This is a genomic window from Rhizobium anhuiense bv. trifolii, assembly GCF_024346605.1.
Classification (GTDB): Bacteria; Pseudomonadota; Alphaproteobacteria; order Rhizobiales; family Rhizobiaceae; genus Rhizobium; species Rhizobium anhuiense.
Map to the genome: position 1 here is coordinate 625219 of NZ_CP098803.1, position 14054 is coordinate 639272.

Below are 14054 nucleotides of genomic sequence, written 5' to 3' on the forward strand. Positions count from 1 at the left end.
CCGAGGTTTGAAGAGACCATGCATGAGGTCGACGTGTCAGACACAGCAGATGACGACATTCTGAGGCTGGAGGGCATCGGCAAGCGCTTCCCCGGCGTTGTGGCGCTCAAGGATGTCTCCATGCGGATCGGCCGCGGCAAGGGGCACGTTCTTCTGGGCGAGAACGGGGCTGGAAAGTCGACCCTGATCAATCTGCTCGGCGGCGTCTTCAGGCCGGATGACGGCCACATCCTGTTTGACGGCAAGCCATACCATCCTGCCTCGCCGTTGGAGGCGTTCAAGGCGGGCATCCGGGTCATTCACCAGGAGCTGCATCCGCTTTCCAACCTGACGGTTGCCGAAAACCTGCTCTTCGAGCATCTGCCGCGCCGCTACGGCCTGGTGAACTACAAGGAAATGAATAAGAGGGCAGCCGAACTCCTGGAGGAGGTCGGCCTCGATGTGGCCCCGACCACGCTGGCGAGCCGCCTCAGCGTCGCGCAGCTTCAGCTGGTCGAGATCGCCAAGGCGCTTTGTTACGAAAGCAAGCTTCTCGTTCTCGATGAACCGACGGCAACCCTGACCTCCAAGGAGGTCGATCGCCTCTTTGAAATTCTGAAACGCCTGAAGCAGCGAGGCGTCACCACGCTCTATATCTCGCACCGGCTGGAGGAGATCTTCGAAGTCGGTGACGATGTGACGGTGCTGCGCGACGGCCAACACGTGATCACCCGGCCGCTGGCAGGGCTGGCTATTCCCGACATCGTCGAGCTCATGGTCGGGCGCAAGCTTTCGGATCACGGCATTTTCCGCGGCGACAGCGTGGTCTCAGGCGAGGCGCTCGGCGTCTCCGGCCTGAAGGTGACGCGCCATAGCCCGGAACTGTCATTTTCCGTGGCAAAGGGCGAGATTGTCGGTATTGCCGGTCTCGTCGGCAGCGGCCGGACGGAGGCGGTTCGCGCCATATTCGGCGCCGACGCCAAGGCGGCCGGCGAAATTCGCCTGAATGGCGAGCCGGTCGAGATCCACTCGCCGCAGGATGCCGTTGCGGCCGGGCTCTGCCTGGCGACCGAAGATCGCAAGATGCAGGGCTTGATGCTCGATATGAGCTGCGCCGAAAATACCACCATCACCGATCTCGCCAAGATCTCCCGCAACGGCCTGATCAGGCGAAGGGCCGAGGAGGATCACGCGCAGCGCCTCGTGCGTGAGCTGCGGATCAAGACCCCGTCCATCCGTCAGGCCGTCAGGACCTTTTCCGGCGGCAATCAGCAAAAGGTCGTCATTGCCAAATGGCTGTTCCGCGGTCCCAAGGTGCTGATTTTCGATGAGCCGACCCGCGGGATCGACGTCGGTGCCAAGGCCGAGATTTATGAGCTCCTGTGGAAGTTTGCGGCCGAGCAAAAAGGTGTCCTGGTCGTGTCTTCCGATCTGCCGGAACTGATCGGCATCTGCCATCGCATCATCGTCTTTTCCGACGGCAAGATCGCAGGGGAAATAGCCCGGGACCAATTCGACGAGAGCAGGATCCTTTCGCTCGCCTACAAGGAGTACAGCCGTGTCCGCCAACATTGAAGAACAGACCGAGGCGAAAACTGGGGCGAAAGAGGTGAGCGTCTGGGACAAGCTGATCCGGATCTCGATGAAGGAAGCGGGCGTCGCCATCGCCCTCATCCTGATCCTGGCGTTTTTCTCGGCGACGGCGCCCTATTTCGCGACGCCGGAGAATTTTCTGAAGATCTTCGTGCAGATCGCCATCAACACCGTGCTGGCCGCGGGCATGACCTTCGTCATCCTCGTCGGTGGCATCGATCTCTCCGTCGGCTCGCTGCTTGCCCTTTGCACGGTCATCGGTGCGACGATCATGATCAATCCGGCGTTTTCGCCATGGCAGGCGATTGTTCTCGCCTGTCTGGCGTCGATGGGCACCGGCGCCATCCTTGGCGCGGTCAATGGCTGGATCTGCGAGAAGTGGAAGCTTCCGTCCTTCATCGTCACCCTCGGCATGCTGAACGTCGCCAGCGGCCTGGCCCGCGTGGTCAGCGACAACTCCACGATAACAGGCCTGCCGCAGCCTTTCGTCGATTTCGGCAACCTGATCTTCTGGGGCATCTTTCCGTCGATCTTCCTGATTGCGATCGTCGTCGTCCTGATCGGCTGGTTCGTGCTGCGCTATACCGTCTTCGGGCGCTTCGTCTTTGCCATCGGCACCAATGAAGAGGCTGTGCGGCTGTCGGGGCATCAGCCGAAAAGATACAAGATCGCGGTCTTCACGATCTCCGGGCTGACCGCCGGCATTGCCGCCATGGTCTATCTGCTCCGCCTCAATGTCGGCAGCCCGGTTGCCGGCATCGGCTATGAGTTGAACGCCATCGCCGCCGTCATCATCGGCGGCACCAGCCTCTCCGGCGGCAAAGGCTCGATCATCGGCACGCTGGTCGGCGCCTGCATTCTGCAGGTGCTGTCGACGGGATTGCAGCTGCTCGGCGCCGACGACAATATCAAGCCGATCGTCATCGGCGCCGTCATCGTGCTCGCCGTTATTCTCGACAGCTATCGCGGCCGGCTGATGCGGATCCTTGAGACGCGATGATCAGGGTGCCCCGGAAGGCCTTGATTGGCCGTTGCGTTTGAAATCTGGCCGACCTACATCTGTCCGGCAGTCAGGAAGGGACGGAAATGGCCAAGATCACCAATGTAGCGGTCCAGATGGATCATGTCGCCGGCATCAATATCGCAGGTGATTCCACCTTCGCCATGAGCCTGGAAGCCCAGGCGCGCGGCTACCGGCTCTTCCATTATACGCCCGACCGCCTGAGCTTCCGCGACGGCAAGCTCTTTGCCAGCGTCGAGCCGATGCTGCTGCGCGACGTCAAGGGCGATCACGTCGAGCTTGGTGCGCCGGAGCGCGTCGATCTCGCCACCATGGATGTCGTGCTGCTGCGCCAGGACCCGCCCTTCGACATGGCCTATATCACCTCGACGCATCTGCTCGAGCGCATTCACCCGAAGACGCTGGTCGTCAACGATCCGGCCTGGGTGCGCAATTCGCCGGAGAAGATCTTCGTCACCGAATTTTCCGACCTGATGCCGAAGACGCTGATCACCAAGGACCCGGCCGAGATCCGCCGTTTCCGCGACGAGATGGGCGATATCATCCTGAAGCCGCTCTACGGCAATGGCGGCGCCGGCGTCTTTCATTCAACCCGCGACGACCGCAACCTCTCCTCGCTGCTGGAGATGTTCGGCCAGCTGTTCCGCGAACCCTTCATCGCCCAGCAATATCTGCCCGATGTGCGCAAGGGCGACAAACGCATCATCCTGGTCGACGGTGAATTTGCCGGCGCCATCAACCGCGTCCCGGCCGAGCACGACAGCCGCTCCAATATGCATGTCGGCGGCCGCGCCGAGGCGACCGAACTAACGTCGCGCGAGCAGGAAATCTGCGCCCGCATCGGCCCGGCGCTGAGAGAACGCGGCTTCCTGCTCGTCGGCATCGACGTGATCGGCGATTACATGACCGAGATCAACGTCACCTCGCCCACGGGCATCCGCGAGGTCAAGAAGTTCGGCGGCGCCGATATATCAAGCCTGCTCTGGGATGCGATCGAACGCAAACGCGGCTGACCGGCAAATCATGCCCGTTTTGATCCCGCGGCCGGGTACAACCCGGTCGCCGCGGATATCCAGATACGTTCCTTGATTGTTCTTGTTTTATTCCCGATTCCATGCCAGATTGCAACCGCTGGCTTTCAAGGGCCGGGGGCGGTATAAGAGTTTGCGGCAAGGGGATGGGTTTATGGTCGCGCGTGTCAGCACGGTGGCATTCCAGGGCATCGAAGGCGTGCCGGTCGAGGTTCAGGTCATGGTCGCGCCCGGCAAGGTCGGCATGCAGATCGTCGGCCTGCCCGACAAGGCGGTTGCCGAAAGCCGCGAGCGGGTGCAGGCCGCCCTCCATGCCTCCGGCCTGGCGCTGCCGGCCAGGCGGGTAACCGTCAATCTGGCGCCCGCCGATTTGCCGAAGGAAGGCTCGCATTTCGATCTGCCGATCGCCCTTGCGCTGATGGCCGCCCTCGGCGCTATTCCCGCCGATGCGCTGTCGGATTTTGTCGTTGTCGGCGAGCTCAACCTCGATGGCACGATCGCCGCCATCGCAGGTGCGCTGCCGGCCGCGATCGGCGCCAATGCGCTCGGCAAGGGGCTGATCTGCCCGGCCGAAAGCGGCGCCGAAGCTGCCTGGGCGGGCGCCGATGTCGATATCCTCGCGCCCCGGAGCCTGATCGCTCTTGCCAATCATTTCCGCGGCACGCAGGTCCTCTCCAGGCCGGAGGCATCGATCCGCGCCAATGCCGCCAACCTGCCGGACCTTGCCGAGATCAAGGGCCAGGAAAGCGCCAAGCGGGCGCTGGAGGTCGCAGCCGCCGGCGGCCATAATCTCCTGATGGTCGGGCCTCCAGGCTCCGGCAAGTCGATGCTGGCGGCCAGGCTGCCGTCGATCCTGCCGCCGCTTTCGGCCGCCGAACTGCTGGAGGTGTCGATGGTCCACTCGATCGCCGGCCAGCTCTCCGGCGGCAAGCTTTCCGACCGCCGGCCCTTCCGCACCCCGCATCATTCCGCCACCATGGCCGCCCTCGTCGGCGGCGGCCTGCGCGCCCGTCCGGGCGAAGCCTCGCTTGCCCATCACGGCGTGCTGTTTCTCGACGAATTTCCAGAGTTCACGCCGCAGGCGCTCGATGCGCTGCGCCAGCCGCTCGAAGGCGGCGAGTGCGTCATCGCGCGTGCCAATCACCGCGTTTCCTATCCGGCGAAATTCCAGCTGATCGCGGCAATGAACCCCTGCCGCTGCGGCATGGCCGGCGAGCCCGGTCATAGCTGCGCCCGCGGCCCGCGCTGCATGAGCGACTACCAGGCCCGCATCTCCGGCCCGCTGATGGACCGCATCGATATCCGCATCGACGTGCCGGCCGTCTCCGCCGCCGATCTCATCCGGCCGATGGCGGCCGAAAGCAGCGCCGACGTCGCCCGCCGCGTCGCCCGCGCCCGCGAGATCCAGCAGGAGCGCTTCGAAAGCGCCGGCGCAAAAGGCATCGGTACCAATGCCCGCTGCTCCACCGCCATGATCGAGAAACTGGCCGAGCCCGATGCTGGCGGCCTGCAGCTGCTGCGCGACGCCGCCGAGAAAATGAAATTCTCCGCCCGCGGCTACCACCGCGTCCTCAAGGTCGCCCGCACCCTGGCCGATCTCGACGGCAAACCGACGGTCGGCCGCATCCATCTCGCCGAAGCGATCTCCTACAGGATCGCCGGGGAGAGGCTGACGGCGGCGGCGTAGGAAAAGGGGCGCCGAAGCACTCAAATACTCTGTAAAATGAATTTCAATTCGTCATGCGCAGGATAGTAACACACGCTGTGCAACGGCCCGCTTTCGGAATGACAGAGCGATCAACTGCGTAACTGGCTCATCATCCTTTGAGAGAGCTTGGCGTCTTCAAGCAAGGGCGTAAGGTCGCTGACCTGATCCAAAGAGCCGACAATCGGCAACTGTCTGATCGACGCGTCCGCTATCGCTGAACACGTGGTCTCTACCGCATCGTCAGCGTTGATGGTCGTAAATGGCCGGTCATGGTATGGACCCACGATTGGCTCGAAGGAGGCGATGCCGATCGCATTTTGCCTGTGCGCCAATTCCAGGTAAGCCCAAGCGAGCGCGTCCTCTCGCTGTCCATGCATTCGAATGTAAGGCCCGCTTCAGGTGGGGTGAGAGCGCCTCTGCGATCGGGAGCCTGGCAAAGCCGCTGCCGAGCCATTTCGAATAGGGGGCGTACCGGCGCTCGAGCAGGAACCCCATTCTCATCACGTCCCGCACCAGCCGCGCGGCGATGACCCGCGAACCCAGGTCGTCTCCGACTTGCCCCGCGCGACCGACAAATGCCTGCTCTTCAGAGATGCGCCGCCACTGACACGCAATCTTGTAGAGCCACACGTCTTCTGGGAAATATCCCAGGCGATCACGGGCCTGGCTCAAGCGGCTGTCGTCATCATGAAAGACGGCGCCTGATGTGAAGGCGAGAAGCTTTTGCTCTGCGAAGCCCAGCCATTGAAGAGCGTTGAGGTTTCCCACCGACCGAACGGCGAAGTGGCCTTCCAGTAGCGCTTCGAGCGTATGAAATTCCAGTCCGTGTTCAAGCGCTCCGGCTGCCTCGACGCTATTTGACGCCGGATGTGGTCGGCTGCGCCAGCCGATAGGTTCTCCAAGATAGTCAGCCGGCGCAAATTTGGAAAATTCATCGACCAATCGCCGTGCACAATTGCCGAAATCATCTCGGCTCAGGAGGATGTGGACGCGTGGCCCCCAATTGTGGTCCTTGGAAACCTCGTCGTCAAAACCGATGAGCTCCGAACCATAGCCGATCAGTGCGGCGGAATAGCGGAGCTCTGGCGCAGCCTCGCTCAACCAGGGCCGAACGATATCAGTATAGAAACCGCGTGATAATTCGATCCCTTGCATGACTTCTCGCCGTGGTCTTGATGCCATTACGATTGGAACGCAGCCGCCTCAGAGGGCCAACCGAAAATGATCGGTGTGGTCATCTTCGACACCTCGGTCAAGGAGATTGCCGAGGCCAGCCCCTCATCCGGTTGCCGCCACCTTCTCCCCGCTCGCGGGGCGAAGGGGGATAGCCGTAACCTCTCCGTTCCTCTCCCGCCTCTCAGGGCACGTCCCCTCGCCCCGTTTACGGGGAGAGGGTTAGGGTGAGGGGCAGTCATTCGGCGCAAACCGGACTGCCGTAGCCTGATGCGAGGATCCGCTGGATATCAACCGGCTGCAGAACAAGCCCGAGCATGACCGAAGCGCCGCGCCACGTACGAAGATGAATGCCCGGCCAAGCTCTGCCTCAGCTCCCCAGCCCCTCAAACAGCGCCGTCGAGAGATAACGCTCTGCGAAGGAGGGGATGATGATGACGATGTTCTTGCCGGCGTTTTCGGGACGGCTGCCGACCTTGATGGCGGCGGTCAGCGCTGCCCCCGAGGAGATGCCGACCGGTACGCCTTCGAGCCGGGCGACGAGGCGCGCCTGTTCGAAGGCTTCGTCATTGGTGACGGTGACGACCTCGTCATAGATGCCGGTATCGAGGATCTTCGGCGCAAAGCCGGCGCCGATGCCCTGGATCTTGTGCGGGCCTGGGTTGCCGCCCGACAGGATCGGCGAATCCGCGGGTTCGACGGCGATGATCTTGATCTCGGGCTTGCGGCTCTTCAGCACCTGGCCGACGCCGGTGATCGTGCCGCCGGTGCCGATGCCGGAGACGACGATATCGACCGTGCCGTCGGTATCGTTCCAGATTTCCTCGGCCGTCGTCTTGCGGTGGATCTCCGGATTGGCCGGGTTTTCGAACTGCTGTGGAATGACGGCATCGGGCAGCGACGACGCCAGTTCCTCGGCCTTGGCGATGGCGCCCTTCATGCCCTTCGGGCCCTCGGTCAGCACCAGCTCGGCGCCGAGCAGCGCCAGCATCTTGCGGCGCTCGACCGACATCGTTTCCGGCATGGTGAGGATCAGCCGGTAGCCCTTGGCGGCGGCGGCAAAGGCAAGCGCGATGCCTGTGTTGCCGGAGGTCGGCTCGATCAGCACCGTCTTGCCGGGAGTAATCTTGCCCTGCGCTTCGAGGCTCTCGATCATCGCGACGCCGATGCGGTCCTTGACCGAGGCGATCGGGTTGAAGAATTCGAGCTTGCCGATCAGGTTCGCCACGACGCCCTTTTCCCGCGCCAGCTTGTCGAAGCGCACGAGCGGCGTATCGCCGATGGTTTCGGTGATCGAGGAATAGATGCGGCCGCGGCCGGGTTTGTGCGACATGGGTGCTCTCCCTTTGAAATCCTGCCCCTGGAATCGAGGGGAGAATAGGGTCAAAGGCCGGTCTAGGCCAGAGCGCGTTCGGCCCGGAGATGCGGTCCGCGGAGAAAAAAACCTTTGAAAACCGTTTCTTGTCGAATGTTTATTTCAGGCAGCCCGCGTGGCGATGAAGGCCGCCGTGCCCGCCAGGATACCGGCCGCAACCCGGTTCAGCGCCTGCAAGGCCCGCGGCTCTCTCAGCATCGTCCGGGCTCGCGAGGCAAGCAGCATATAGGGCACCAGCACGACGATCAGCACCACGAAGGTAACAGTGAGCAGGAGCGCATAGTCTGACAAGCCGATATGGCCGATATCGATCAGCGTCGGCACCAGGGCGACATAGAACAGCATCGTCTTCGGATTGCCGAGCGTCACCAGCAGGCCGGAGAGGAAGGACAGGCCGATATTGCTCGATTTGCGCGCCGCGATATCCTGCGGCAGCAATCCCGCCGTCCAGAGCTTCCAGGCGATGTAGCCGAGATAGAGGGCGCCGGCGATCTTGATGGCGATGAACACCTCGGTGAAGCTCTGCGCCACGAAGGCGAGGCCGAGAATGACCGCGGTGAGATAGGTCATGTCGCCGAGCACCAGGCCGAGGCCCATGAAGAAGGTCTCGCGGAAATTCGAGCCGAGCGCCCGTGCGACGATCGCGGTGATCCCAGGTCCGGGAATGGCCGCGGCGATCAACAGCGCTCCGGCATAGGTGATCAGGACGGTGAGGCTCATCTTCTTAACCCACAGGGCTTCTGCCGCCCTCTATAGGCAAGCCTTGCTGCCGCATCAATGCTTTGGCGCTGATCCGTCCATAACCATAAAGAATAGGTCTGCTGAACCATGATCTACTTGGAAAGCGACCCCGCCTTGCTATCTCTCCCTCTGCAAATGCGCGATCAGCGTCCTCCGCGTCTCCCGAAAGGGAGCGCAACGCCGCGGAGATTTTCATCACCAAGGAGAAAATGAATGTCCCCCAGCTCAGCCGAAACCCGCAGGCTTTCGCCGCTCAAGACGCCGTCCAGCCTGTCGACCAACGCCATTACCGATATCTCGGCGGCGCTGACCGCCCTGCTTGCCGATGTCTTCACGCTTTATCTGAAGACCAAGAATTTCCACTGGCACATGTCCGGCCCGCATTTTCGCGACTATCATCTGCTGCTCGACGAACAGGCCGAGCAGATCTTCGCCATGACCGACGACATTGCCGAACGTGCCCGCAAGATCGGCGGCACGACGCTGCGCTCCATTGGCCAGATCGCCCGCCAGCAGCGCCTTTCGGACAATGACGCCGATTTCGTTACGCCCGAAGACATGTTGTCGGAATTGCGCGAGGACAATGCGCAGCTCGTTTCGCTGCTGCGCGAGGTGCATGGCCTTTGCGACGAGCATAATGACGTCGCGACCGCCAGCCTGATCGAGAACTGGATCGACGAGGGCGAGCGCCGCACCTGGTTCCTGTTCGAAACGACACGCCCGCAGAGGTAACATCGGCAACCGGACGTCTCAGCCGTCGCTGTCGGGACGCCCAGCTCTCAGCCCTCGAGCGCCCGCGGCCGCAGCCAGCGCGGCGTCCAGCCGAGATTCATGCCGGCGGCGGCAAGCAGGATGATCGCCGCACCGGCGATCTGCATCGGCTGCAGCGCGTGGCCGAAAGCCAGCCGGTCGACGAGGATTGCGGCGATCGGATAGATGAAGGACAGCGCGCCGGTGAGATGCGTCGGCAGCCTCTGGATCGCGCCGTAGAGCAGCACATACATCAGCCCGGTATGGACGACGCCGACGGTGACGAGGATCGCCCAGCCGCCGACATCCTGCGGCGGATTTGAAAAGTCGGTCACCGGCGCCAGCATCAGCATGCCGGTGGCGACCTGGATAAGCGCGATCAGATGCGGCGGCGTGCCTTTGAGCCATTTCGCGGCCAGCGCTGCCAGCGCGTAGAAGAAGGCGGCGCCGAGCGCCATCAGGATGCCGAGGCCGTAGCCCTCCGATATCGCTCCGCCCGCCTCCGGTTTTGCCTCGACGATGGCAATCATGCCGGCGAAGGCGAGCGTCAGCCAGAACAGCTTGGTGGCGGTGATCTTCTCGCCGAGGAAGAGCGCACCGAGCACCAGCAGCATGAAAGGCTGGGTGTTATAAACAGTCGTCGCGATCGAGATCGTCGCATGCGAATAGGAGGCAAACAGCAACAGCCAATTCAAAACGATGGCGACGCCGCCGAAAATGGCGATGCCGAAGGCGCGCAGCGTGATGATACCGGGCCGCAGCAGCCCGAGAGCGCCGCAGATGACAAGCAAGGTGAGCGCGCCGAACAGGCAGCGCCAGAAGACCACGCCGCTGACGGGCTGTCCCGACATGACGACGAACCAGCCGATCGTCCCCGAGATCAGCATCGCTGCCGTCATTTCCACCGTGCCCCGTCTGATGTCGCTACCCATGATAACCTCCGCCTTTGATGGCATGATAATATTGCGGCCGGAGGCGATTTTATATAAGAATAAAAAGGAAGATGATCGATATCGCCTAATCATCATAGGAAAGTGGATCGCCATGGCTAATGATGTGCAATCGCTCGACGAGGTCGATCAGGCCATCCTCGAAGCGCTGGCCGGCAATGCTCGAATCTCGCTGAAGGAGCTGGCGCAGCAGGTCGGCCTGTCCTCGCCGAGTGCCGCCGAGCGCCTGCGCCGGCTGGAGGAGCGCGGCGTCATCAAGGCTTTCACCATCGATCTCGATCCCGCCGCCGTCGGTTATCCCCTGCAGGCGATCGTGCGCGTGCGTCCGTTGCCGGGGCAGCTGCACATCGTCGAGCGCATCATCCAGGACATTCCGGAAATCGTCGAATGCGACAAGGTGACCGGTGAGGATTGCTTCATCGCCCGCCTGGTCATCCGCTCGATGGCGGAGCTCGACGGCCTGCTCGACCGGGTTGCCGAAAGGGCAGAAACCAACACCTCGATGATCAAGGCCTCACCGGTCAAACGCCGCCTGCCGCCGCTTTCCCGGAAAAAGTAAAGTCGACGAAACGGGCTAGAGCAATTCCAGGAAAAGTGCGAAGCGGTTTTCCGTCCGGAATTGCGTAAAACAAAAGGATAGAGCGGTTCTGCGCTTCAGTTAAAAGCTGAACCGCTCTAGAAATCCGCCATCGGCGACAGCATCGCCGGGAAATTCGGGATAGTATCGCCAAGCCCGCGCAGCATCAGCCTCGTGCCGCTTTCCAACGGTTGCGGGACGCCTGCCCAGCCGAGCCTGTCGGGACAGAAAAGCACCTCGACGGCGGCAGGCGCGATCTCCAGCCCGCCGAGGATTGCTGCAAGCGAGGGCATCTCCGCCGCCACCACGTCGAGAAGACGGAAGCGGCCCGTCTCGTCGATCTTCCAGGCGATGGCCGCCTGCCGGTCTTCCAGGAAGCTGAGGCGGATATCGGGATCGAGCTGGGTATTGATCAGAAACATCGCCGCATTGACAGTGACACCAAGCGATGTCGAAACCGGGCTTCGTCTTTTCAGCAGCGATTGCAGCACTTCAAGATCATCCGCATGCATCGGCGCAAGCAGCCGGGCGGGTGCGGCTGATGCCAAAGGGGCGGGCGCCGCTCCCTCGTATCGGTGCAGCGGTATCGCGCGGAAACCATAAGGTTCGTAGAGAGACGGCTTGTCGGTATAGAGGATGACGGCTTCAAAGCCCTGCCGCTCGCACCAGTCGAGCGCCTTTACCGTCACGTCGCGATAGAGCCCGCGGCCACGCCATCGTGGCCGCACGGCGCCCGATTGCAGCCCGGCGGCATGGACGATCCTGCCATTGATGACGAAGGGCAGCGCAAAGGCTGAGATATTCGCCGCAAGTTCGCCATCGCCGTCAAACCAGCCGAAAGGCATGCTGGAGGGATCGGGTCCGCCGAGCTGTTGCAGCGGCCCGATATCGATGCCGAAAATATCCTGAAGCAGGTTGACCAGCGCCGCCCAGCCGGCGGGATCGCCGAAATAATCCTGCCGGAAGGTCAGGCCAGCGCTGTCGAAGCGCCTGGTCATCACACCCCGGTGGAGCCGAAGCCGCCTGCGCCGCGCAACGTTTCGCTGGCCTCGGTGATCTCCACCACCCGCGCCTGCGTCACCGGCGCGATCACCATCTGGGCGATGCGCATACCGCGCTCGATAACGAAGGGCTCTTCGCCGAGATTGGCGAGCAGCACTTTCACCTCGCCGCGATAATCGCTGTCGACGGTACCCGGCGAATTCAGGCAGGTGATGCCGTTTTTGAAGGCGAGGCCGGAGCGCGGCCGCACCTGTCCCTCGAAATGCTCGGGGATTTCGAAGATGAAGCCGGTCGGCACCAGCGCCCGTTTGCCCGGCAGAAGCGTCAGTGGTGTCGCCTCGTCGATGGCGGCGCGCAGGTCCATGCCGGCCGCCCCCTTGCTTTCATAGGCGGGCAGGTCGAGGCCTTCGCCATTCGGCAGGCGGATGAGGTTCAGCGTCGGGCTGAGATCGTGATGAATGGTCATGGGCCATTACTTTGCGCGTGGAAGGGCAAGGTCAATTGCATTGCCGGGCTTTAATCGCTAGATACGCGGCAATTCCACAGGATTCACAAGTATGGCCGAAAGTCTCGCCGAGGCGGTCTCCCGCCGCCGCACATTCGCTATTATCGCCCACCCGGACGCGGGTAAGACGACGCTCACCGAAAAGCTGCTGCTGTTCGGCGGCGCCATTCAGCTTGCCGGCGAAGTCAAGGCGAAGAAGGATCGCATGCAGACGCGCTCCGACTGGATGAAGATCGAGCGCGAACGCGGCATCTCGGTCGTCACCTCGGTGATGACCTTCGAATATAACGATAATGTCTTCAACATCCTCGACACGCCGGGTCACGAGGATTTCGCCGACGACACCTATCGCACGCTGACGGCCGTGGATGCCGCCGTCATGGTCATCGACGCCGCCAAGGGCATCGAGCCGCGCACGCTGAAGCTCTTCGAAGTCTGCCGCATGCGCGATATTCCGATCATCACCTTCATCAACAAGATGGACCGCGAAAGCCGCGATCCCTTCGAGATCCTCGACGAGGTGGAAGAGAAGCTGGCGCTGGATACGGCGCCGATCACCTGGCCGGTCGGCCGCTCGAAGACCTTCTGCGGTTCCTACAATATTGCCGCCAACACGGTGCGCGGGTCGGATACCGAAATCGAGGGAACGCCGGTCAACGGCCCGCAGAGCGTTGCCGGCCGGTTGCCGGAAAACGAGCGCCAGGCATTCGTCGAGGAGACGGAGCTCGCGATCGAGGCCTGCCGTCCCTTCGACCGCCAGGCCTTCCTGGAAGGCCATATGACGCCGGTTTTCTTCGGTTCGGCGTTGCGCAATTACGGCGTTCGTGACCTCATCAACGCGCTCGGCGATTTCGCGCCGCCGCCGCGTGACCAGGTCGCTGATACCAGGACCGTGCATGCGACCGACGACAAGATGACGGCGTTCGTCTTCAAGATCCAGGCCAACATGGACCCCAACCATCGCGACCGCATCGCCTTTGCCCGCATCTGCTCCGGCAAGCTCGAGCGCGGCATGAAGGCCAGGCTCGCCCGCACCGGCAAGCAGCTCGGCTTGACGGCGCCGCAATTCTTCTTCGCCTCGCAGCGCCAGCTCGCCGACACCGCCTATGCCGGCGACGTCGTCGGCATTCCCAACCACGGCACGCTCCGGATCGGCGATACGCTGACCGAAGGCGAATCCCTGGTCTTCCAGGGCGTGCCGAACTTCTCGCCGGAAATCCTGCGCCGCGTGCGCCTGGAAGACGCGATGAAGGCAAAGAAGCTCAAGGAAGCCCTGCAGCAGATGGCCGAGGAAGGCGTCGTCCAGCTGTTTTCGCCGGAAGACGGCTCGCCGGCGATCGTCGGCGTCGTCGGCGCCCTGCAGCTCGACGTGCTGAAGGAGCGGCTGATGGCCGAATACGGCCTGCCGGTCTCCTTTGAAATGTCGCGTTTCTCCGTCTGCCGCTGGATCTCGGCCGAGCAGCCGGCCGATCTCGACAAGTTCCTCACCGTCAAGCGCGGCGACATCGCCCGCGATCTCGACGGCGACCCGGTCTTCCTCGCCCAGGACGGTTTCTCGCTGCGTTATGAGTCCGAGCGTTATCCCGCGATCAAGATGGTCGCCATCAAGGAATATCACGCCGCCAAGGCGGCGTGAGACCGGGCAATCG

Annotated in this window: 13 protein-coding genes; 7 read left to right on the forward strand and 6 right to left on the reverse strand. The window is 62.7% G+C overall.

Annotation, left to right across the window (positions count from 1 at the left end; all coding sequences use genetic code 11):
* Positions 1–18: 18 nt before the first annotated feature.
* From NE851_RS11660 to NE851_RS11675, 4 genes are all read left to right on the forward strand, one after another.
* Positions 19–1554 (forward strand): sugar ABC transporter ATP-binding protein, encoded by a 1536-nt coding sequence (locus NE851_RS11660; RefSeq protein ID WP_183906090.1) that lies wholly within the window; start codon positions 19–21, stop codon positions 1552–1554.
* A complete protein-coding gene (locus NE851_RS11665; protein ID WP_028757442.1) occupies positions 1538–2572 on the forward strand; it encodes an ABC transporter permease in 1035 nt (344 codons plus the stop codon). Before NE851_RS11660 ends, NE851_RS11665 begins: the two co-directional genes overlap by 17 nt.
* Positions 2573–2658: 86 nt before the next feature.
* Positions 2659–3606: a glutathione synthase gene (gene gshB / locus NE851_RS11670; RefSeq protein WP_183906091.1), complete on the forward strand. Its 948-nt coding sequence runs from the start codon at positions 2659–2661 to the stop codon at positions 3604–3606.
* 172 nt (positions 3607–3778) lie between these two features.
* On the forward strand, positions 3779–5311 hold the full coding sequence (locus NE851_RS11675; RefSeq protein ID WP_183906092.1) for a YifB family Mg chelatase-like AAA ATPase: 1533 nt from the start codon (positions 3779–3781) through the stop codon (positions 5309–5311).
* A 288-nt stretch (positions 5312–5599) separates the two neighbouring features.
* On the opposite strand, the gene NE851_RS11680 is transcribed toward NE851_RS11675, so the two are convergent.
* From NE851_RS11680 to NE851_RS11690, 3 genes are all read right to left on the reverse strand, one after another.
* Positions 5600–6487, reverse strand: a complete 888-nt coding sequence (locus NE851_RS11680) for a DUF4037 domain-containing protein (RefSeq protein WP_246780757.1) — start codon at positions 6485–6487, stop codon at positions 5600–5602.
* Positions 6488–6875: 388 nt separating this feature from the next.
* Positions 6876–7838 (reverse strand): cysteine synthase A, encoded by a 963-nt coding sequence (cysK, locus tag NE851_RS11685; protein WP_125841891.1) that lies wholly within the window; start codon positions 7836–7838, stop codon positions 6876–6878.
* 144 nt (positions 7839–7982) lie between these two features.
* On the reverse strand, positions 7983–8600 hold the full coding sequence (locus NE851_RS11690; protein WP_183906093.1) for a LysE family translocator: 618 nt from the start codon (positions 8598–8600) through the stop codon (positions 7983–7985).
* A gap of 234 nt (positions 8601–8834) precedes the next feature.
* Here NE851_RS11690 and NE851_RS11695 point away from each other — a divergent pair, with 234 nt between their 5' ends.
* Positions 8835–9353 (forward strand): Dps family protein, encoded by a 519-nt coding sequence (locus NE851_RS11695; protein ID WP_028757396.1) that lies wholly within the window; start codon positions 8835–8837, stop codon positions 9351–9353.
* 47 nt (positions 9354–9400) lie between these two features.
* Here the strand turns inward: NE851_RS11695 and NE851_RS11700 are convergent, their stop codons facing one another.
* The gene (locus NE851_RS11700; RefSeq protein ID WP_254960500.1) at positions 9401–10303 is read right to left on the reverse strand and encodes a DMT family transporter; all 903 of its coding nucleotides are present in this window, start codon (positions 10301–10303) and stop codon (positions 9401–9403) included.
* 112 nt (positions 10304–10415) lie between these two features.
* On the opposite strand from NE851_RS11700, the gene NE851_RS11705 reads away from it, so the two are divergent.
* On the forward strand, positions 10416–10880 hold the full coding sequence (locus NE851_RS11705; protein ID WP_028757687.1) for an Lrp/AsnC family transcriptional regulator: 465 nt from the start codon (positions 10416–10418) through the stop codon (positions 10878–10880).
* Positions 10881–10996: 116 nt separating this feature from the next.
* Here the strand turns inward: NE851_RS11705 and NE851_RS11710 are convergent, their stop codons facing one another.
* Together NE851_RS11710 and dut are read right to left on the reverse strand one after the other, a co-directional pair.
* Positions 10997–11896 (reverse strand): GNAT family N-acetyltransferase, encoded by a 900-nt coding sequence (locus tag NE851_RS11710; RefSeq protein ID WP_254960502.1) that lies wholly within the window; start codon positions 11894–11896, stop codon positions 10997–10999.
* Positions 11896–12366: a dUTP diphosphatase gene (gene dut / locus NE851_RS11715; RefSeq protein WP_184390073.1), complete on the reverse strand. Its 471-nt coding sequence runs from the start codon at positions 12364–12366 to the stop codon at positions 11896–11898. Before dut ends, NE851_RS11710 begins: the two co-directional genes overlap by 1 nt.
* Before the next feature lie 91 nt (positions 12367–12457).
* Here dut and NE851_RS11720 point away from each other — a divergent pair, with 91 nt between their 5' ends.
* The gene (locus NE851_RS11720) at positions 12458–14041 is read left to right on the forward strand and encodes a peptide chain release factor 3 (protein WP_132573759.1); all 1584 of its coding nucleotides are present in this window, start codon (positions 12458–12460) and stop codon (positions 14039–14041) included.
* The last annotated feature ends 13 nt before the right edge of the window (positions 14042–14054 follow it).

Bases quoted from the DNA above. Each gene is read 5' to 3' on its own strand.
- gshB (WP_183906091.1), top strand. From the start codon at position 2,659: ATGGCCAAGATCACCAATGTAGCGGTCCAGATGGATCATGTCGCCGGC.
- NE851_RS11710 (WP_254960502.1), bottom strand. From the start codon at position 11,896: ATGACCAGGCGCTTCGACAGCGCTGGCCTGACCTTCCGGCAGGATTAT.
- NE851_RS11690 (WP_183906093.1), bottom strand. From the start codon at position 8,600: ATGAGCCTCACCGTCCTGATCACCTATGCCGGAGCGCTGTTGATCGCC.
- NE851_RS11660 (WP_183906090.1), top strand. From the start codon at position 19: ATGCATGAGGTCGACGTGTCAGACACAGCAGATGACGACATTCTGAGG.
- cysK (WP_125841891.1), bottom strand. From the start codon at position 7,838: ATGTCGCACAAACCCGGCCGCGGCCGCATCTATTCCTCGATCACCGAA.
- NE851_RS11705 (WP_028757687.1), top strand. From the start codon at position 10,416: ATGGCTAATGATGTGCAATCGCTCGACGAGGTCGATCAGGCCATCCTC.
- NE851_RS11700 (WP_254960500.1), bottom strand. From the start codon at position 10,303: ATGGGTAGCGACATCAGACGGGGCACGGTGGAAATGACGGCAGCGATG.
- NE851_RS11680 (WP_246780757.1), bottom strand. From the start codon at position 6,487: ATGCAAGGGATCGAATTATCACGCGGTTTCTATACTGATATCGTTCGG.
- NE851_RS11695 (WP_028757396.1), top strand. From the start codon at position 8,835: ATGTCCCCCAGCTCAGCCGAAACCCGCAGGCTTTCGCCGCTCAAGACG.
- NE851_RS11720 (WP_132573759.1), top strand. From the start codon at position 12,458: ATGGCCGAAAGTCTCGCCGAGGCGGTCTCCCGCCGCCGCACATTCGCT.
- dut (WP_184390073.1), bottom strand. From the start codon at position 12,366: ATGACCATTCATCACGATCTCAGCCCGACGCTGAACCTCATCCGCCTG.
- NE851_RS11675 (WP_183906092.1), top strand. From the start codon at position 3,779: ATGGTCGCGCGTGTCAGCACGGTGGCATTCCAGGGCATCGAAGGCGTG.